The following is a 17,951-nucleotide window of genomic DNA, read 5'->3' on the forward strand; positions in this document are numbered from 1 at the left end:
CGACTCAGCCGCCCCCGCCGGTGTCGTCGGACGTACGGAGGCGCGGTACGCGCCTGGTTCGCCCCGGGGGAAGAGGGGGCCCGAGCGGCGTGACAGATGACGTGCTCCATTCGTTTGTCTGATGGATCAGTGTCGGTGCGTACGCAGTTCTGCCTGCACACCTCTACATGTGAGCGAGGGAAGCCAGTGCGGTCGTGGCGGCGGTGTCTGGATGCGGCAGGAGTGGAAGGGGGACGGCTGCGGGCCGACTACGGCCACGTGGCGCGGTTCCTCGTGCGGAGTGATCCGGCGGCCTACGCGGCTGCTCGGGTCCTGGCGCCGACGGCGTCCCAGCCGCATCTGCTCGCCGGTTTCGCGTTCGCGTCCTTCACCGACGACGTGTGTGATTCGGGCGCCCTCGATGAGCGCAGGCGACGCTTCGACCGGTGGGTGGGCCTTGTGCGGACCGGGTTGGACACCGGCCGGGTGGAGCACCCGCTGCTCCGGGCTTTCCTGCATACGTCCGCGGAGTGTGGCCTGCCGCGGCGATGGGTCGAGTCCTACCTGGAGGGTACGCGGATCGATCTGGGCTTCCCCGGCTTCGCCGACGAATCGGACTACCAGGCATACGTCGACCAACTCACCTGGCCGTTCGCCATGCTCACCACCGGCCTGGTGCAACCGGGTGGTGGTGACGAGGAGTTCGCCCGTTCCTGTCGGCTGCTCGCCGACGGGTGCCAGCGCACCGATTTCCTCGCCGATCTGGCGGAGGATCTGCGGGGCGGAAACCTCTACCTGCCTACCGAGGACCTGCAGCGGCACGGCGTGACGCGTGGCGACCTCGAGCAGGGCCGGGACACTCCTGGTGTCCGCGCACTGATCTCGGCGACTGCCGACACCGCGCATGCCACGCTCGACGAGGCCGGCCGAATCGTCGACGAAGTCGCGGAGCCTCATCGTCCGTTGGTGCGCTGTGTATTGCGTCTGCACCATCAGCGGCTTCGGGCCATCACTTCGCGGGGTGCCGGTGTCGTGCGCGGTCCCTTGCGGGACCAGCCGGTGGCATGCCTGCGTCTGCTGGTCCAGGAGCGCTGGTCCACTGTGGAGCGGGCGTGATTCAGCGCCTCTCCTGTCGTTGATGATGCATGCGGATCAAATGCGTGACATGGCGTTGCGGGCGGCGCGGGCTGTCGCGGAAACCAGGCGTACCGGCCGGGCCGAGCTGCCGGGTGCCGCTTTCCACGAGCCATGCCCACCAGATCGGGGCCCGGGTCGAAGAGGTGGGCCCGTGACGTCGGCTGCCACCGCGGTCCAGGATGAAGTCGATCTGTCGGCGGTGCGCGAGCGAGTCGATGCGGTGCTGCGGGACTTTCTGGACGGCAAGGTCCGCTCGGCCGGCAGGCGGGGCCTTCCACCCGAGGTCGTGGACACGCTGCGGTCCTTCCTGACCGCCGGCGGCAAACGCATCCGTGCCCTGCTGTGTGTGGTGGGCTGGCATGCCGCCGGCGGGCGTGGGGACACGGAGACCGTCGTGCGGGTGGCCGCGTCGTTGGAACTGTTCGTGGCCTTCGCCCTCATCCACGACGACATCATGGACGACTCGGTCAGCCGCCGTGGCCGCCCTGCCGTTCATCGCGCCCTGCGCACCCGCCTGGTTCCTTCGCAGCGCGCGGAGCGGCTCGGGGCGGGTGGCGCTCTGCTGGTGGGCAACCTTGCCCTGATCTGGGCGCAGGAGCTGCTGCACACCGCTCAGCTGGCCTGCGAAAGGCGGCAAGCGGTGCACGCGTTGTTCGACGCGATGCTGGAAGAGGTGATGTACGGCCAGTATCTGGACGTGATGGGCACCGGCCGGGACGCGGATGATGTCGAGGCGGCGTTGCGGATCGTCCGCTACAAGACCGCTACCGCGACGGTTGAGCGCCCTCTGCAGCTGGGTGCCGCTGTTGCCGGGGCCGGCGCGGAGGTCCTGGAGAGGTTCACGGACCTCGGGCTCCCGCTGGGTGAGGCTTTCCAGCTACGGGACGATCTGCTGGATGTGTTCGGCAGCGCGGACGGCGCGGGTGCTCCGGGTCTGGGTGATCTGCGGGAGGGAAAGCGCACGGTGCTGCTGGCTCTGGGCATGCGGGCCGCCGGTCCCGAGCAGCGGCAGCGTCTCGGTGCCCTGGTGGGCCGGGCGGACCTGGGCGAGGGTGGGGCGGGCGACGTGAGGGCCATCCTGGAGTCGACCGGAGCGCGGGAACGCACCGAGGCCATGATCACTGCCCGCTACGATCACGTCGTACGGGTGCTTGAGACGGCTGCGTTCCCGCCCGCCGCCGACCGCGCGTTGCGCAGGCTGGCCGTCGCCGCGGTTTCCTACAGTTCCTGAGACCTCGGCTCCCCCGTCCCGGCAACCCTCTGCCGGCCAGGCGGTGAAGCGCACCCGTGCTTCACTCCGGGCCGTCGTCGGCCGGTAGGTGCCTGTGCCCAGTCCACTCGATCAGGAGGTCTTCCCTGTGACTGACGCCGCTGTCATGACCACCCGGATCCGGGCACGCCTGGCCGGATACGAGAGCCACTTCAGCACGCTGTTCGAGGAGTACTTCCACACTCTCGGCACTGATCTCGAGGTGCCCTCGTTCAGCAGGTTCACGCCCGAATGCCTGAACCTGCTGCGGGACCTGTCGTTGCGCGGGGGGAAACGGATGCGCGTGGCGCTGGTGTACGAAGCCGCCGGCCTGGTGACCACCGAGTCGGCCGAGGCAGTGGACGACGCCGCGCTGAGCGTCGAACTGCTGCAGACGCACGGGCTGATCCACGACGACATCATCGACGACAGCCCCACCCGCCGGAACGGTCCCTCCACCTATTACGCCTATCGGCACAAGTTCCCCGACCATCCGCAGGCCGCCATCGGACTCGCCATCCTTGCGGGCGACCTCGCGCTCGCCCTGTCTCTACGGGTCCTCCTGGAGTCCGAAGCACCCACTGCGATCCGGCAGGCCATGGTCGAAGCGCAGACCAGGGCGGCTTCAGACACCTTCGTGGGCCAGATCATCGACCTCGAGCGCGACTTCTCCCCGCACACGGACGAGGAAGCGCTGCACTGTGTGGCCGACTACAAGACCGCTCGCTACTCGGTGCTGGCCCCCATGCAGTTGGGGTTGCTCGCCGCGGGCGAGCAACCCGCCTCCTTCGAGGAGGAACTGCGCAGCTACGCCCGGCTGGTGGGGATCGGCGGCCAGATGCGCGACGACTACCTCGACCTGTTCGGAGACGCACAGGTCATGGGCAAGCCCATGGGGGCCGACATCCGGGGCGGGCGGCGCAACTACACCGTCCATGCCATTCTCGCGGCCGCCACGGAGGCCGAGAAGACCGTGGTGGAGTCCGCGCTCGGTGACCCGGACTGCACCGAAGCCACCATCGGAGCCGTCCGCGAGATCGCCGAGCGTCGCCAGGTCCCGGCGAGGATGCGCAGCGAAATGCGGCGCTACGCGGAACTGGCCACGGCCGAGGCGGCCGACTGGCGCTCGAGGTGGCGCCCGGAGGCGGTCGCGTTCTTCGAGTACCTGCCGCGGTGGGCCATGGAACGGGTCCGGTAGCGCCCACCGGACACCGGCGGCGATGCCCTGTGCGTGCGGGCGGTCCCGTACCTGGCCGCCTGCGAGCGGACGGCAGTACTCACGTTGCCCGGACAGAGGCGGTGGCGTCCCCGGTGGTGTGCTGATCAGCCGCCTGGCCGGCCGGCAGACGCTGCGTGCGGGTGCGTACGGCGAAGGCCGTCATGCCCAGCGCGGCCATGCCCAGAGCCCACCCGGCCCCCAGCAGCAAGGAGCTCCAGGGCACGGTGTCCAGGCCGCCGGCCGCTACGGAGGCCTGCACCGCGCCGTGAGCGGGGAGGTAGCGCACGACGGGGCTGTCGGCGTTCGGGTTGATCATCGGGTTCTGCAGGAGCAGATCGATGGAGCTGGTCATGATGGCCAGGAACATCCCGGCCAGCTCGCTGCGCAGCACGGCCGCGAGGACGATGCCGAACGCTCCGTAGACGAGGGCGCCGGCGAACATGCCGGCGGCGAACACCATGGGCTGCGCCGGCTGCCACAGCAGGTGGGTCCAGGCGGTGGCGTAGACGGCGACCACTGCGGCCACGAGCACCAGCGTGGCGCATTTCGCAGCCGCCAGACAGGACCGTGGGTAGCCGGCCTGCACCAGGCGCCGGTCGAACAGGGCGGAGCGGGCGGTGGCGATGAACATCATGAAGGCGATGACCAAGGTCAGAGCTTGCAGCGCCCCGGTGATCTGGGTGAGGACGTTGGCGTCCATGACCAGCCGGCGGTTCACCGGGCGCACGTGGAAACGCAGTGGTGTCCGGGCCACCACCTCGAACGCCAGGGTCGTCCACAGCGGCACGAACAGCAGCACGATGAGCAGCGCCAGCCGGTTGCGGGCCTGTTCGACGAGTGCGAAGCGCAGCGCGGTCCAGAGGCAGGACCACCACCGGTTCACGAGCCCCACCCGCCCGTGGCGGTCTGTTCCGCTTCGCGTAGCTCGCCTGCGTCCAGGCGGTACAGGGCGTCGAGGCGGGAGGCGTCGTAGGCGAGGTGGGAGACCACCAGCACCGCGCACCCCCGGTCGCACAGGGTGCGGGCCAGGTCCCAGAAGCGCAGGTAGGTGTCCCAGTCGAAGCCCTGGTACGGCTCGTCCAGGAGCAGCACCTGCGGATCGTGCATCAAGGCCAGCACGAGGTTGAGCTTCTGCCGGGTCCCCCCGCTCAGCGTCTCCACGCGCTGTTTCCGGTAGCCGGTGCAGTTCAGCTGTTCCAGCAGTTCGAAGGCCCGGTCGAGACGGTTCAGGCCGTAGGCCGTCCGAAAGAACCGCAGATGCTGCTCGACGGTGAACGCTCCGTGGAGCACCGCGTCCTGCGGGCAGCTGCCCACCGACCCCCGGCACTCCGCCACTCCGCTGTCCGCGGCCAGGTCACCCGTGAGGATCCGCAGGAGGGTGCTCTTCCCGGCGCCGTTCTCGCCCACCACGCCCACCAGCTGCCCCGGGTACAAGTCCAGAGAGACCCCCCGCAGGACGGGACGGCTCCGATAGTTCTTGCACACCTCTCTCATGCGCAGGCTCGGCCGGCCCTCGGCCGTGGCATCCCGATACGGCGCACGCGCCGCCTGGTGACCGGCCGTTCGCTTCACACGCGTCCCGTCTGCTCGATCATCGTCACGCCCTGGAGCGGCTCGCGCGGCGGTCGGCACGTCACAGCCCTCTGCGCTGTCGACGGCCCCGGTACTCCTCCAACGCCTCCTCCAGGGCAGACGCACCGAAGTCCGGCCACAGGACGGGTGAGAAGTACAGCTCGGAGTGCAGCGTCTGCCACGGCATGAAGCCCGACAGCCGGGTCTCCCCGGACGTGCGGATCACCAGATCCGGATCGGGCAGGCCGGCGGTGTCGAGGTGCCGAGCCAGTTCCGCAGCACGCAACGGCTCCTGGCCTGGACGGAGGTGATCGTCCGCGGCCCGGCTGTCCAGAAGCCTGCGCACGGCACGAGTGATCTCGTCCTGTCCGCTGTAGGCGATGGCGAAGTTCACCAGCGGACCCTGCACAGCACTGCTGCGGTGCGCGTGGTCGCGCAGTTCTGCCGCCACGAGGGGCGGCAGGAGGTCGAGATCGCCGATGAACCCGATACGCCAATGCCTCGAAGAGGCGATGTGCCCGACGAACTCGGCGATTACGGGAAGCCCCTGGTCCACCTCCGCGCGGGACCGGCTGAGGTTCTCGACGGACGTCGTCCACAGCGTGAGGACTTCGATCCCGGTGCCCGTACGGCATCGGTCGAGTAGTTCCAGCGTCCGCTCACAGCCGCGCCGATGGCCCTCCAGGCTCGGCAGCCCTCTGTCCTCGGCCCAGCGCCGGTTGCCGTCGGGAATGACGGCCAAGTGACGCAGCCAGGGGAAGACAGGAGGTGGATCGGCGACATCGGCTGCGAGAGCAACGGGACTTCCCCCGTCCGAGGGTCTTGCACTCGCCATGGTTCACTCCTCGCCGACAGCCGGTTCCCAGCCGACTGTGATTCCGTCTCGCCAGTCGTCCACCCGTACAACGACCGTCCCCTCCTGACGCAACGCCCGTCGACCACTGCCTGCGCCGCAGCCGGCGTACGTCGAGTGACGCCGAACGCCTGGGGCCTGACGGAGGTCGGGAGATCGGGGTGGTCGACGCGCCTGCTGCCGGCCCCCCGGACCGCGGCCGCTGTGCCGCCTGACTGTCTGCCCTCGCACTGCGACTCTCCCGAACCGCTGGACCGGCTTCCGGCCCGGGCCGGGGACCGCATCGCGTACGAACGCCGAAACGAAGTCGGGCGGATGATCAACAGACTGAAGGGCTTCCACGCTGTGGCGAGGCGCCACGACAAGAGCGCGTACCTCGTCCACGGCACGGTCGCAGCCACTGCCGTCCGACTCCGGTCAGTCGAACAACCACAGGGGTCCGGCGTCCGCACCTGGGAGGGTAGGTCCGACTTGGGCGGCCGAGTCCTGACTACTGGTTCCGTAGGCGGCCATGAACATGTCCAGCAGTCCGTCGACCGCGTGCTCGTCGATGGGGCGGGTTGACAGCAGGCTGCGGTAGTACAGCGTGCCGCACAGCACCTCGGTGGCGAATTCCAGATTCACTTCCGCGGTCAGTTCACCGGTGCGCTGGGCGCGGGTGATTCGGTCGAGGGTGCTCCGCTCGACGGTGACCAGGAATCGCTCGTGGAGGGTCGCCCGCAGCGTTGAATCGGCCTGCGCCTCGGCGATGACTGCGCGGTAGACGGGGCCGATCGGCGGGCTGGAGAGGGCGATGCCCGAGCGTAGGAACTGCTCGCGCAAATCTGCGCGGACGTCCCCGGTGTCGCGGTAGTCCAGGTCGCTGGTCCACACGCGGCTGAGCGCGTCGAGCAGCAGCGCCGACATGGACGGCCAGCGCCGGTAGATCGTGTGCTTTCCGACCCCGGCCCTTCGGCCGACCGCCTCGATACTCAGGCCCGCGTATCCGACCTCCGCAGCCAGATCGAGGGTTACCTGCAGCAGCTCTTCGGTGCGCGCGGCGCCTCGGCGCCTCGGCGTGGCGGGCGTGTCGGTCATGCCGCCATCCTAACGGCACATGGCGTGCCGTTGACAATGTCGAGGGCTGCGCGCAGCATTCAGCCTAGATCGGCACGCCGCGTGCCGATGCCGGATGTGGCGGCACGTCGCCACCCACGCGCCCAAGATCCAGAACATCAGACCCTCAAAGGGAGATCTGCCATGAGCAGCACCGAAAGCAGCACGCACGAAGGATTCACGGCCGAGGAGCGGGCCGCGATGAAGGACCACGCCCAAGAGCTGAAGACGGCGGCCCGCCGCAGCTCGCGCGCTGACAAGGCGGCGGAGGCGGAGCGGGACGTGCTCGCGAAGATCACCGAGATGCGGGACTCGGACCGGATCATGGCTGAGCGGGTCCATGCAGTCATCACAGCCAGCGCCCCGGCCCTCGCACCGAAGCTCTGGTACGGGATGCCCGCCTACGCGCTGGACGGGAAGGTCGTGTGCTTCTTCCAGAGCGCGGAGAAGTTCAAGGCGCGCTACGCGACGCTCGGGTTCAGCGACCAGGCGAAGCTGGACGAGGGCACGATGTGGGCGGCCGGTTTCGCCATGACCGAGGTGACGGCCGAGGTGGAGGCGCGGATCGGTGCGCTCGTGAAGCAGGCGGTGAGCTAAGGCGCGCCCCGTGAACGGGCTGGGCCCGTGGCACCTCGGCGTACTCGGCGGCCTGGCGCTGCCGGCACAGCATCTGCTGCGCGCCTTCACCCACGACGTCGAGGCGCCAGGCTGACCGGAGCAGGCAGATCCTGTTGCTCGGTCGCAGATGTGACGCGCCGTCCGGGTGCCCCTTCGGACGGCGCGCGTGCGCCAGGCTGGGCCGATGGCACAGTGAGTGCGGGTCCGCGAGATCGGTGACGCCGAGGGCGGACGGCTGCTGCGGATCATCCGCAGGGGAACCGGGTCGGTGGTGACCTGGCGGCGGGGCCCAGATGGTGCTGCTGTCCGCCCAGGGCATGCCTTGGCGAAGATCGCCGAGGTCACGTCCACCAGCGCGGACCGGATCCGGGACGTAATCACGACTTCGGCACCGAGCGTTTCTATTCGCGCTGTCGCTCAGCCCGAGGCCCGGTTCACCGCCTTGCGCTACTTCACGCTGGCCGGCACCGACCATGCCGGCCACAAGGAGCAGGGCAGCATGATCCGCCGCTACATCATCGGGCGGACCAAGCACGTCAAGGACGAGCGCCTGCGCGCAGTCGTCGTCCGGGCAAACCCTGCCTGACGCGGCACTAGTCGCGCTGCCTCGCGTCGTGGAATCTGCGGTGCAGGTCACGGACGTCCGTGACCAGTTCCGGGACAGGCCCCTCCACGACTACCCCAGGAGCGACCTCGTTGACCCGCAAGGCGCGTACCGGGGATTCAGGGACCCCCAGCTCGTCACACCAGGTCACGAGTTGCGCGGACGAGGCCACGTACACGATGCGGCCGAGACCGACCCAGGCATGTGCGGCCGCACACATCGGGCAGTGTTCTCCGGAGGTGTAGACGGTCGCGGCCGTCCGCTGCTCGGGCGTCAGGTGGGCGGCCGACCATCGGGCGAGCTCGAACTCGGGGTGCCGTGTGTGGTCTCCGGAGGCCACCTCGTTGTGGCCCTCTGCAAGCACCGAGCCATCCGCGCTCACAAGCACCGAACCGAACGGCTCGTCCCCCTTCGCCAGCGCCTCGGCTGCCAGCTCCACGCAGCGGCGCAGGTAGGGCATTTCCGCTTCCGTCACCATGGCGTACGGTCCTCCTCACATCGCGATCACCGCGCGCAGCATACGTCCCTCAGCGGCATCCGCGGTCGTGCGCCGGCCGGGGTCCAGGGAGTGATCCGGGCTCTCCGGTGACCTGGGACCGGCACTCGCCGGAGCACGTACACGACCCCACCCGCGGTCGTGCTGGGAACCCGGTCCGGACGAGTCTCTAATCCTTGCGGCCTGTCGCGGCAACGGTCACGCCGAGGCCGATCATGGTGAGCCCACCGGCGCCGCCGACCATGGCGAGCCGCCGCGGTGAGCCGGTGAACCAGCCCCGCGCGGTGGCCGCGGCCAGCCCCCACACGCTGTCGGAAGCCACGGCAATGAGGTTGAAGACCAAGCCGAGCAACAACATCTGCAGCATCACATGGCCCTGGCCACGGTCGACGAACTGAGGCAGTACGGCGGCGAAGAACACGATGGTCTTGGGATTGGCCACACCGACCGCGAACCCCTCCCAGAACGTGCGCAGGTCACCCGGCGCAGGACGATCACCTGTCAACTCGGCGTACAGCGCTCCACGTTGTCGCACCGCCTTGACTCCGAGGTGAATCAGGTACGCGGCGCCCACGAGCTTCAGCGCTGTGAAGGCGAGGACTGAACGCTCCACCACGGCCCCGACCCCGAGAGCCACGGCCACGACGAGTACCAGGGCACCCAGCGCGTTCCCCGCCACGGTGGCCAACGCGGCACGGCGGCCCTGGGACAGGGCCCGCCCGATCACGAACAGCACACTGGGACCGGGTACCACGATCAGAAGGAACGACATGGCCGCGAAAGCCAGTAGACGGTCGGTGGACACCATGAAGCCCATCCAACACGGTGGCGTGTCGCGTCCACAGTCCTTTCCCGGACCGGGGTGCACCCGCCGCCAGTGCCTGTGGGGTATCGGCCGCCATGGCTGGGGATGGACTCCTGGGCCACGGGTACGTAGGCCAGGGCGGCCTCCTCGTCGAGCACATCAACGTGGACGATGACGTGAGCGGGCATCAGATTCCCGTCCTCGGGACACGGTGTGCACCGAGGCAACCCACGCCGCGCAGCACGTACCCGAGCGAGCCGCGGCCCTCAAGGACGTCATCGTTCTGCCGGCGCTGCCTGTGACCGACGTGGGCAAACCTTCCGAGGTCCCTCTGCGTCTCGACTCCACGCGGCGTGGGATCTCCACAGCCCTGGCCCGCCTAGGCGTCGCCTGCGAACAGATCCGATGCGAACTGGCAGACGGCCGCCCAATGGTTTCCCTGCCTCCCACCGCCGGTCCCGGCCGGCGCCGCCAAATCACGACCCAACTCGCCCCGTACGACGTGAACTGGGCGTTCACCGACCTCGGCGATTCGTGAGGCCGCCCTTCCCCGGCGAGTCCCCGCGGACCGCGGGCAGGTGCACAGCGGGGCCGACGCGTCCGCCGCGCGCTGCGCTGCCCGCGCTCATCCGGTCCTACGGCGTCACTTCTCCAGGAAGGCGAGGAGTGCCGCGTTGACCTCCTCGGCGTGGGTCCATAGCAGGCCGTGCGGGGCGCCCTCGATCTCCACGTAGTCGGCGGACGGGAGTGCCTTGTGGAACGGCCGCGCCGTCCCCTCGGCGGGCAGGATACGGTCCGCCGTGCCGTGCAGGATCAGGGCCGGTACGTCGATGGCCCGGATGTCGGGCCGGAAGTCGGTGTACCAGGTCGCCGGCGCGGCGGCGGCGGCGAAGAAACCGCCGCCCGCTGCGACGTCCCAGCTGTTGCGGACCGCTTCCTCGCTGATCCTGCTGCCGAGGTTCTCGTCGAGGTTGTAGAAGTCCTGGAAGAACGCGGTGTAGTAGGCGTAGCGGTCCGCCTTGACCGCGGCGACGACCCCGTCGAAGAACTCCTTGGGCGCGACGCCGTCCGGGTTGTCGTCGCTCTTGAGCAGGCAGGGCTCGAGCGAGGCGAGGAAGGCGACCTTGGCCACCCGGGCGGAGCCGTAGGCGGACACGTACCGGGCGACCTCACCGGTGCCCATCGAGAACCCGACCAGCACGGCGTCGTTCAGGTCGAGCGTCTCCATCACGGAGTTCAGGTCCGCCGCGAAGGTGTCGTAGTCGTAGCCGGCCGTCGGCTGGCCGGACTGCCCGAAGCCCCTGCGGTCATAGGTGATGACGCGGTAGCCCGCCTCGAGCAGCACGGCGCTCTGCCGCTCCCAGGAGTGGCCGTCGAGCGGGAAGCCATGGATCAGGACGACCGGCTGCCCGGTTCCGTGGTCCTCGTAGTAGAGATCGATGGCGGTGGAGTTTTCCTGACCCACGGTGATGTACGGCAAGGTTTCGTTCCTTCACTGGAAGTGACTGGCACACGCGTGACCGCAGCCCTCTCGACGAGGGCCGGCCGAAAGGCAGGGCTCGGCGCCCCGGCATCGAACGCCGAGGCATCCGCGGCACGCATGGCACGCGATGCCCTCACGCTAGGGCGGCGTCCCGTCGCCCGTTGACCCTCCGCGCACCGCTCGTTGTCCGCAAGTGCCGGGAGGGGGCCGGTCCTCGCGTGCCGCTCGCCGGGCAGGGGTCCCCGCCCCGGAAGCACGGACAGGCCACACGTGGTGCACCGACAGTCAAGGTGCCCTCACTGGGCGGCCCTAGTGTGCGGAGCACGCCACTCGCCGGACGGAAATGCTTGCGTCGTCCGTCCGGCAGAGGCGACCCGGCCGATCGCCGTCCGGAGCGCGCGCACGCGCACCACCGGACGAACCGCCCCCAGGGGGCCGTCTGTGTCTCCGGGTGCCGCTCCGCCTCCCCCGCAGAGGGGGGTGTGTCCCCCCGCCTGCCCGGCCGCCCGTCGGCCGGTCACCATCACCTCAACCAGGAGTTGTCCCATGTCCCGCCCCGACAGCCCGACCGTCGTTCTGGTCCACGGCGCCTTCGCCGACGCGTCCAGCTTCTCCCGGATCATCCCCGAACTGACCGCCCGCGGCCTGGACGTCGTGGCCCCGGCCGTGCCGAACCGCAGCCTGCTCGGTGACTCGGCCTACATCGCCTCGGTCGTCCGCCAGATACCCGGACCGGTGGTGCTGGTCGGACACTCCTACGGCGGTGCCGTCATCACCGTCGCCGGCGTGGAGGACAACGTCAGAGCTCTGGTCTATCTGGCCGGTTACGCCCTTGAGGAGGGCGAGAGCCTGGGCGAGCTCCAGGGTGGCTTCCCCGACTCCGACCTCGCCGGCGCGCTGGTCTACACCCCCTTCCCGGTCGAGGGATCCACCACCCCGGGGACCGACGTGTCGGTCCGGGCCGACGCGTTCCCCGCGATCTTCGCCGCCGATGTCGACCCCCGCCTCGCCTCCGTCCTTGCCGTCTCCCAGCGTCCGCTGGCCGCACAGGCCTTCGGGGAGAAGGCCCCGGCCGCCGCATGGAGGACCAAGCCTTCCTGGGGTCTGGTCGCCTCGGCCGACCACACCATCAACCCGGAGGTCGAGCGCTTCGGCTACCAGCGGGCCGGCATGACCACCGTCGAGGTCGACTCCTCGCACCTGGTGATGCTCGCCCACCCCGAGCGCGTCATCGACCTGATCGAGGAGGCTGTCCGGGCGACCGCCGCTTGAGCTGACGCCGCCTGACGCTCGTCAGGGTCAGGCACTGCCCACCGGGACGGCAGCCGTCCTCGTCGCCCCGGATCCTCCTGGTCCGCCGACGTGGGGCGGCTGCTGTTCTCCGCGGCCCGGCCGCCCGGCCGTCCCTCGGCCACGGGCGGTCGGGCCCTTGGGTTGCCCCGTTTGACGTCTGACAACGCCCCCGCGGCCGTCCCGTCCCCGCCGGTCCGCCGGGCGTCAGCGGCCCGTCGCCTGCTCCGCGACCGTCGTCTCCTGCCTTCCGGGCACCACCGGCCCCCCGACGGTGTCGAAGGCGTGGGTCACCACCGGGGCTGTGCCCGCCACGAGCAGGCGGCGGGCGCGCTCCTCATGACGCCGGTCGGTCGCCGTGAGCCTGCCGTGGTGCTGGGCGAGGTGCTCCGACCACGAGGCGACCAGGTAGTGCTCGACGAACCTCTCCGCATCGTTGCCGTCCTGATAGAGCCCCCAGGTGAGGGCTCCCGTCCGCCGGCGTGAACGGGCCACCCGGTCCATGCACTCCGTGAAGGCGGTTCTGTCCCCGGCGGCGACCCGGTATTCGGCGGAAACCAGGACGGGGCCGTCCGCCGGGCCGGGCACGAACACCAGGGGCGGAACGGGCCAGTGATCGGACGGACTGGGGTCGATGCCCTCCATGCCGTGCAGGGGCCACCGGCGCACGCTCACCGCGCCGGCCAGCAGCAGCCCGCTGCCTGTCAGGAGGGCGAAGGTGAGCCCCGGACCGTCGGCCAGCGCACCCCATACCGGTGCCGCCAGCGCCTGGCCGCCCTGGAAGACCAGGAGGTAGACGGCCAGTCCCCTGGCCCTCACCCAGCCCGGCAACCTCGTCTGGAGCGCGGCGTTGAGGGTCGACAGCACACCGATCCAGGCCAGGCCCGCCGGCAGCAGGACGACCACCGCGAGCCAGGGGACCCGCACCGTGGCCAGGACCACCAGCACGCCGGCATAGACGGCCGCACCTGCGGCGAGTACGCCGTTGGCGCCGAGGGAACGGCGCGCTGCCGGGAGCAGGAAGGCTCCGCCCACCGCGCCGACGCCGACCGCCCCGAGCAACACGCCGTACCCTTGCGAGCCCAGACCGAGGGAGCGGCTCGCGACCAGAGGCAGCAAGGACCACAACGCGGCGCCGCCGGGGATGAACAGCAGCGTCCGCAGCAGGACCCGGCGGACGCCGGGCGCGTGCCACACGTAACGGCGGCCGGCCTGCAGAGCCGTCAGGAGCCGCTCGCGCTGAACCGGGGGCGACTGCGTCGGAGGCCGCCGCCAGACCATGAGAACCGCCGCGATGCCGAGGTAGGACACCGCGTTGAAGGCGAAGACCCAGCCCGCGCCCGCTGCCGCGACCACGGCCCCGCCGATGGCCGGGCCGACGGCGCGCGCCAGGTTCATGTTCATGGCTCCGAGAGCAGCCGCCTCGCCCAGGTGCCGGCGCTCCACGAGTTCCGGCTGGATCGCCTGCCAGGCGGGGCCCATCAGAGCGGTGCCGCAGCCCAGCAGGAAGGTGAGGCCGAGGAGCAGGTGCGGAGTGAGTGCGTCCGAGAAGGCCAGCACGGCGAGCACGGTGGAGACCGCGAGCATCGCGCACTGCGCGGTCAGGAGCACCCCACGACGGTCGTAGCGGTCCGCCAGCACTCCCGAGGGCAGGGCCAGCAGCACGACGGGCAGACTGGAGGCCGTCTGCACGAGCGTCACCAGTGCGGCGCTCTCTCCGACCAGCAGCCACTGGGCCCCTACCGTCTGCATCCAGCTGCCGATGTTGGAGACCAGTTGCGCGATCCACAACGCGCGGAAGACGCGCCCGGCGAGGGGGGCCCAGGTGGAGTCGGGCCCTCGGCGAGAGTCTCGGGATGACGGTTTCGTGCTCATATCGATCCATGCCGGCTTCGGGAGACGGCGCCATGCATCCGGCACTGCCCCAGGCGCCGTTCGGGTGTGCTCGAACGCGACGGTAGGCGCGCTCGGACGTCGTCCGTTGACCGGGAACGCACGGTCTCTGATCTGTGGACGCAGTGGTTGCCGGGTACGGGCGAAGCCGCGCGCCGGCCCCCCGTCCACGCCGGCGGACGGGGGGCGGCACCGGCTTCACGGCTGCGCTCCGGTCCGGACGGCAGCCGGAGCCCCGAAGGCGACGGGTGGCCGCGAGCAGCACCGGCGTCGTCCGGGGCGGCGTAGGCCCGTGGGGGTTTCTCCCTCCACGGGCCGACGTGCGGGCCGCGTCAGTCCACGGCCTGAGCGGGGACGGTCTCCGTGCCGCCGGCGGGCCGGCGGTGCAGTACCGCTCGGGCGAGCAGCCCGCTGGCCGGGCCGACGACGATGACCGCGAGGCAGATCCACAGCGGCCAGGGGGGCAGCCCGATGAGGCCGTCGGCCGACCAGCGGCCCGGCCCGGTCAGGGCCAGCGCCGCTGCGACGACGACGAGGACCAAGGGGTACTCGTACCCGTCGTTCTGCACCCAGAGCCCGTTGTGCCACTTGACGGTTCCGGCGACCGTCATCACTCCCATGGCGGCCATCGCCGCGAGGGGAGTGAGCAGTCCGGACGCCAGGAACAGGCCGGCCCCGATCTGGCTGCCGCCCGCGGCGAGCGCGGTGATCCGGCCGCCACGGAACCCGTCGTGCCGGAACTCCGCGGTTCCGCCTGCCAGGCCGTTGCCGCCCAGCAGGAAACTGACCTTCTGCACCCCGTGCCCGGCGACGAGGAGACCCGCCACCAGCCGGAGGATCAACAGTCCGGTATCCATTCAGTGTTGCCTGTCCCTGACGTTCCGTCGGTGAGCGTGGAGGGGTCAGCCGGCGGCGTGCGCGCCGATGACCGCCTGGGCGTAGACGAGCCCGAGGCCGTAGGCGCCTCCGTGCTCCTTCACGACCTCCGTGACGGGGACGTACGTCTCGGTACGCGCCCAGTCGCGCTGGAGTTCGAGCAGCACCTGCACCCAGGTGACCGGGATCGCGCCGCCCTGGACCATGCGATGGATGGCGTGCTCGTGCGCCTGCGGGCTGACGCCGCCGGACGCGTCGGTGACCACATAGACCTCGTAGCCCTGCGAGATGGCGGAGAGCGCCGGCAGGACGACGCAGACCTCGGTCCACAGACCGGCGATGACGAGCTTCTTGCGGCCCGTGGCCTTCACCGCCTCGACGAAGGCGGTGTCCTCCCAGGCGTTCATGGTGGTGCGGTCGATGATCTCCTGCTCGGGGAAGACATCGGCCAGCTGCGGCATGATCGGTCCCGAGAAGGACTCGGCGGCGACGGTGCTCAGCACGACCGGAACGTCGAAGACCCTGGCGGACTTCGCCAGGCCCACGGTCGAGTTGATGATCGAGGTGCGGTCGCCGCTGCCGGTGCCGAAGAACATCTGCGGCTGGTGGTCCACGAACAGCACCGCGCAGTTGTCGGGAGTCAGCAGGTCGGGGCTGGGAGCGGCGGTGACCTCGGAGATGTTGACCATGGGAAAGCCTTTCCATCGGTGGTGTGGTCGCGGACGGGTGTCCGCTGTGTGAACGGCCGTCCGGGGACGGCGCGCGGGGGGGTGGTGTCCCGGGAGGGGCGGTGCGTGACCGGGCCCCTCCCGGAAGATCAGAGGAAGCAGGGGTCGACGAACGTGCTTCCGGTCTCCGGAGCGAGCCCGCGTCGGGCACGCCACAGGCGGTGCTGCTCCGACTCGGCAGCGGCCTGTCCGAGCAGTTCGGCCTGGCGTGCGCCCGACAGACCCGTGCGGGGAGCGGCCTGGTACCCGCCGAAGCGCGCGACCGGGCTCCAGGCAGGGCTCACGGGGGGCAGCTCCTCGTCGAGCCCCTCGTACTCGGCGGCGGCGTAGACGATCCGGCCGCCGACGACCGTCAGCAGGGACTCGATGTGCGCGATGTCAGGCTCGGGGACGGAGAAGTAGTCCTCCGACAGGACCGCGAGGTCGCCGAGGCAGCCAGGGCGCAGTACGCCCTTGAGGTCTTCCTCGCCGGTCAGCGCGGCGCCCGCCTCGGTGAACATCGCCAGCGCGGTGCCCCGGTCGACGCGGTTGTGCGGCGGGCGGAGGACCAGGTCACCGACCGTCCGGCCGGAGACCAGCCAGTGCAGGGCGACCCACGGGTTGTACGTGGAGACCCGGGTGGCGTCGGTGCCGGCGCCGACCGTCAGGCCGCGCTCCAGCATGGCCCGGACCGGCGGGGCGTCCGCCGCCGCGCCGGGACCGTAGCGGCGTACGAACGCGTCGCCCTGGAAGGACAGCCGGTTCTGCACGGACAGGGCGCCGCCGAGGGCCGCGATGCGGTCGAGGCTGTCCGCCGAGACGGTCTCCGCATGGTCGAACAGCCACCGGTTGCCGGCCGGGAAGAGCCCGTCCGCGGCCAGCTTCTCGAATACCGCGAGATCCCTGCGAATGGTCTCGTCATAGGTGGCGTGGAGACGGAATCCCCAGCCGTTCTCCATGAGGAGCCGTACGGCCTTTTCGAATTCCGCTTCATAGGGTGCGAGTTCCGGACGCGGCTGGGTGAAGTTCTCGAAGTCGGCCGCGGACCAGGTGAGGTTCTCACCCGCGCCGTTGAGGCGCAGCCATTCGTCACCGTCCTCGGGCCGGGCCGTCTCGACCCAGCGGGCGAGATCGTCCAGCTCCTGTCCGGCGGTCTGCGGAAAGAGATGATAGGCGATACGCAGGGACAATTGACCGGCTTCGGCCAGTTCGATGACCGTACTGTAATTGTCGGGGAAGTTCTGGAATCCGCCGGCCGCGTCGATCGCGGACGTGAGCCCGAACCTGTTCAGTTCCCGCAGGAAGTGACGGGTGGAGGTCTTCCTGTCCTCGCCCTCCAGCACCGGGGCCTTGGCCAGGGTCGAGTACAGGATCAGGGCGCCGGGGGCGGCCAGGAGCATGCCCGTGGGCTCGCCGTCCCTGCCCCTCACGATCTGACCGCCCTTGGGGTCGGGGCTGTCCTTGGTGAAGCCGGCGGCCTTGAGCGCCGCCCGGTTGAGCACCGCCGACTGGTACAGGTGCAGGACGAACACCGGGGTGTCCGGCGCCGCGGCGTTCAGTTCCGCGACGGTCGGCAGCCGCCGTTCGGCGAACTGCTCGGCGGACCAGCCCCCCACCACCCGTACCCACTGGCCCTTCGGGGTGCGGCCCGCCTGCTCACGCAGCATCGCCAGGCCCTGGCGCAGTGTGGGAACGCCGTCCCACCGCAGCTCCAGGACGTAGTTGAGTCCGCCCCGGATGACGTGCAGATGGGAGTCGTTGAGGCCCGGGATCATCCGGCGCCCGAGGGCGTCGACGACCTTGGTGGCGGGGCCGATGTGCGGGGCCGCGTCCTGGTCGTCACCGACGACCGTGATGACGCCGTCGCGTATGGCGATCGTCGAAGCCTGCGGGCGGCCCGGGTCTCCGGTGTGGATCTTGGCGTTGCGGACCACGAGGTCCGCGGCATGGTCGGTGGCGCTGGGAACAAGCCCACCGACCGGCATAGTGGACACCTTTGACAACCTCCTACGGCGTGGAAAGCGTCGACATGCGTCTGCATCGACTTAGGACCGGCACGACAGTCGCGATGGGAG

16 protein-coding genes and 1 pseudogene are annotated in these 17,951 nt (G+C 70.3%); 6 read left to right on the forward strand and 11 right to left on the reverse strand.

Going from position 1 to position 17,951, the window contains the following annotated elements; genetic code table 11:
* The first annotated feature begins 222 nt into the window (after positions 1-222).
* From ACZ32T_RS30015 to ACZ32T_RS30025, 3 genes are all read left to right on the forward strand, one after another.
* Positions 223-1,095 carry a squalene/phytoene synthase family protein gene (locus ACZ32T_RS30015; RefSeq protein ID WP_467370103.1) on the forward strand — a complete coding sequence of 291 codons (873 nt, stop codon included), beginning with the start codon at positions 223-225 and terminating at the stop codon, positions 1,093-1,095.
* Between the two features lie 172 nt (positions 1,096-1,267).
* Positions 1,268-2,347: a polyprenyl synthetase family protein gene (locus ACZ32T_RS30020; RefSeq protein WP_467370106.1), complete on the forward strand. Its 1,080-nt coding sequence runs from the start codon at positions 1,268-1,270 to the stop codon at positions 2,345-2,347.
* Between the two features lie 145 nt (positions 2,348-2,492).
* A complete protein-coding gene (locus ACZ32T_RS30025; RefSeq protein WP_467370298.1) occupies positions 2,493-3,563 on the forward strand; it encodes a polyprenyl synthetase family protein in 1,071 nt (356 codons plus the stop codon).
* 79 nt (positions 3,564-3,642) lie between these two features.
* Here the strand turns inward: ACZ32T_RS30025 and ACZ32T_RS30030 are convergent, their stop codons facing one another.
* From ACZ32T_RS30030 to ACZ32T_RS30045, 4 genes are all read right to left on the reverse strand, one after another.
* Positions 3,643-4,467, reverse strand: a complete 825-nt coding sequence (locus tag ACZ32T_RS30030; RefSeq protein WP_467370109.1) for an ABC transporter permease — start codon at positions 4,465-4,467, stop codon at positions 3,643-3,645.
* Positions 4,464-5,078 (reverse strand): ABC transporter ATP-binding protein, encoded by a 615-nt coding sequence (locus tag ACZ32T_RS30035; protein WP_467273452.1) that lies wholly within the window; start codon positions 5,076-5,078, stop codon positions 4,464-4,466. Before ACZ32T_RS30035 ends, ACZ32T_RS30030 begins: the two co-directional genes overlap by 4 nt.
* 139 nt (positions 5,079-5,217) lie before the next feature.
* The gene (uppS, locus tag ACZ32T_RS30040; protein ID WP_467370111.1) at positions 5,218-5,991 is read right to left on the reverse strand and encodes a polyprenyl diphosphate synthase; all 774 of its coding nucleotides are present in this window, start codon (positions 5,989-5,991) and stop codon (positions 5,218-5,220) included.
* A 435-nt stretch (positions 5,992-6,426) separates the two neighbouring features.
* Positions 6,427-7,086 carry a TetR/AcrR family transcriptional regulator gene (locus ACZ32T_RS30045; protein ID WP_467370113.1) on the reverse strand — a complete coding sequence of 220 codons (660 nt, stop codon included), beginning with the start codon at positions 7,084-7,086 and terminating at the stop codon, positions 6,427-6,429.
* Positions 7,087-7,248: 162 nt separating this feature from the next.
* Here ACZ32T_RS30045 and ACZ32T_RS30050 point away from each other — a divergent pair, with 162 nt between their 5' ends.
* Positions 7,249-7,701 carry an iron chaperone gene (locus tag ACZ32T_RS30050; RefSeq protein WP_467273455.1) on the forward strand — a complete coding sequence of 151 codons (453 nt, stop codon included), beginning with the start codon at positions 7,249-7,251 and terminating at the stop codon, positions 7,699-7,701.
* A 217-nt stretch (positions 7,702-7,918) separates the two neighbouring features.
* Positions 7,919-8,101 (forward strand): annotated as a pseudogene (locus tag ACZ32T_RS30055) (hypothetical protein); the annotation flags it as partial.
* Positions 8,102-8,315: 214 nt separating this feature from the next.
* Here the strand turns inward: ACZ32T_RS30055 and ACZ32T_RS30060 are convergent.
* The 3 genes from ACZ32T_RS30060 to ACZ32T_RS30070 all read right to left on the reverse strand — a co-directional run bounded on the left by ACZ32T_RS30060 (position 8,316) and on the right by ACZ32T_RS30070 (position 11,107).
* Positions 8,316-8,804, reverse strand: a complete 489-nt coding sequence (locus ACZ32T_RS30060; RefSeq protein WP_467273456.1) for a nucleoside deaminase — start codon at positions 8,802-8,804, stop codon at positions 8,316-8,318.
* Between the two features lie 187 nt (positions 8,805-8,991).
* On the reverse strand, positions 8,992-9,639 hold the full coding sequence (locus ACZ32T_RS30065; protein WP_467370115.1) for a LysE family translocator: 648 nt from the start codon (positions 9,637-9,639) through the stop codon (positions 8,992-8,994).
* Between the two features lie 631 nt (positions 9,640-10,270).
* Entirely contained in the window at positions 10,271-11,107 is an 837-nt protein-coding gene (locus ACZ32T_RS30070; RefSeq protein WP_467273457.1) for an alpha/beta fold hydrolase, read from the reverse strand.
* 549 nt (positions 11,108-11,656) lie between these two features.
* On the opposite strand from ACZ32T_RS30070, the gene ACZ32T_RS30075 reads away from it, so the two are divergent.
* Positions 11,657-12,382, forward strand: a complete 726-nt coding sequence (locus ACZ32T_RS30075; protein WP_467370118.1) for an alpha/beta fold hydrolase — start codon at positions 11,657-11,659, stop codon at positions 12,380-12,382.
* Positions 12,383-12,607: 225 nt separating this feature from the next.
* Here the strand turns inward: ACZ32T_RS30075 and ACZ32T_RS30080 are convergent, their stop codons facing one another.
* The 4 genes from ACZ32T_RS30080 to ACZ32T_RS30095 all read right to left on the reverse strand — a co-directional run bounded on the left by ACZ32T_RS30080 (position 12,608) and on the right by ACZ32T_RS30095 (position 17,861).
* Positions 12,608-14,275 (reverse strand): MFS transporter, encoded by a 1,668-nt coding sequence (locus tag ACZ32T_RS30080; RefSeq protein ID WP_467370121.1) that lies wholly within the window; start codon positions 14,273-14,275, stop codon positions 12,608-12,610.
* A gap of 350 nt (positions 14,276-14,625) precedes the next feature.
* Entirely contained in the window at positions 14,626-15,150 is a 525-nt protein-coding gene (locus ACZ32T_RS30085) for a DoxX family protein (protein WP_467370123.1), read from the reverse strand.
* A gap of 45 nt (positions 15,151-15,195) precedes the next feature.
* Positions 15,196-15,858 (reverse strand): hydrolase, encoded by a 663-nt coding sequence (locus ACZ32T_RS30090; protein ID WP_467370125.1) that lies wholly within the window; start codon positions 15,856-15,858, stop codon positions 15,196-15,198.
* A gap of 128 nt (positions 15,859-15,986) precedes the next feature.
* A complete protein-coding gene (locus ACZ32T_RS30095; RefSeq protein WP_467370300.1) occupies positions 15,987-17,861 on the reverse strand; it encodes an amidohydrolase in 1,875 nt (624 codons plus the stop codon).
* Between the last annotated feature and the right edge of the window lie 90 nt (positions 17,862-17,951).

It is taken from the genome of Streptomyces sp. NPDC023573 (assembly GCF_055559735.1).

Coding starts and splice junctions, on each gene's coding strand:
- ACZ32T_RS30025 (WP_467370298.1), top strand. CDS start 2,493: ATGACCACCCGGATCCGGGCACGCCTGGCCGGATACGAGAGCCACTTC.
- ACZ32T_RS30035 (WP_467273452.1), bottom strand. CDS start 5,078: ATGAGAGAGGTGTGCAAGAACTATCGGAGCCGTCCCGTCCTGCGGGGG.
- uppS (WP_467370111.1), bottom strand. CDS start 5,991: ATGGCGAGTGCAAGACCCTCGGACGGGGGAAGTCCCGTTGCTCTCGCA.
- ACZ32T_RS30045 (WP_467370113.1), bottom strand. CDS start 7,086: ATGACCGACACGCCCGCCACGCCGAGGCGCCGAGGCGCCGCGCGCACC.
- ACZ32T_RS30050 (WP_467273455.1), top strand. CDS start 7,249: ATGAGCAGCACCGAAAGCAGCACGCACGAAGGATTCACGGCCGAGGAG.
- ACZ32T_RS30060 (WP_467273456.1), bottom strand. CDS start 8,804: ATGGTGACGGAAGCGGAAATGCCCTACCTGCGCCGCTGCGTGGAGCTG.
- ACZ32T_RS30065 (WP_467370115.1), bottom strand. CDS start 9,639: ATGGGCTTCATGGTGTCCACCGACCGTCTACTGGCTTTCGCGGCCATG.
- ACZ32T_RS30075 (WP_467370118.1), top strand. CDS start 11,657: ATGTCCCGCCCCGACAGCCCGACCGTCGTTCTGGTCCACGGCGCCTTC.
- ACZ32T_RS30080 (WP_467370121.1), bottom strand. CDS start 14,275: ATGAGCACGAAACCGTCATCCCGAGACTCTCGCCGAGGGCCCGACTCC.
- ACZ32T_RS30085 (WP_467370123.1), bottom strand. CDS start 15,150: ATGGATACCGGACTGTTGATCCTCCGGCTGGTGGCGGGTCTCCTCGTC.
- ACZ32T_RS30090 (WP_467370125.1), bottom strand. CDS start 15,858: ATGGTCAACATCTCCGAGGTCACCGCCGCTCCCAGCCCCGACCTGCTG.
- ACZ32T_RS30095 (WP_467370300.1), bottom strand. CDS start 17,861: ATGCCGGTCGGTGGGCTTGTTCCCAGCGCCACCGACCATGCCGCGGAC.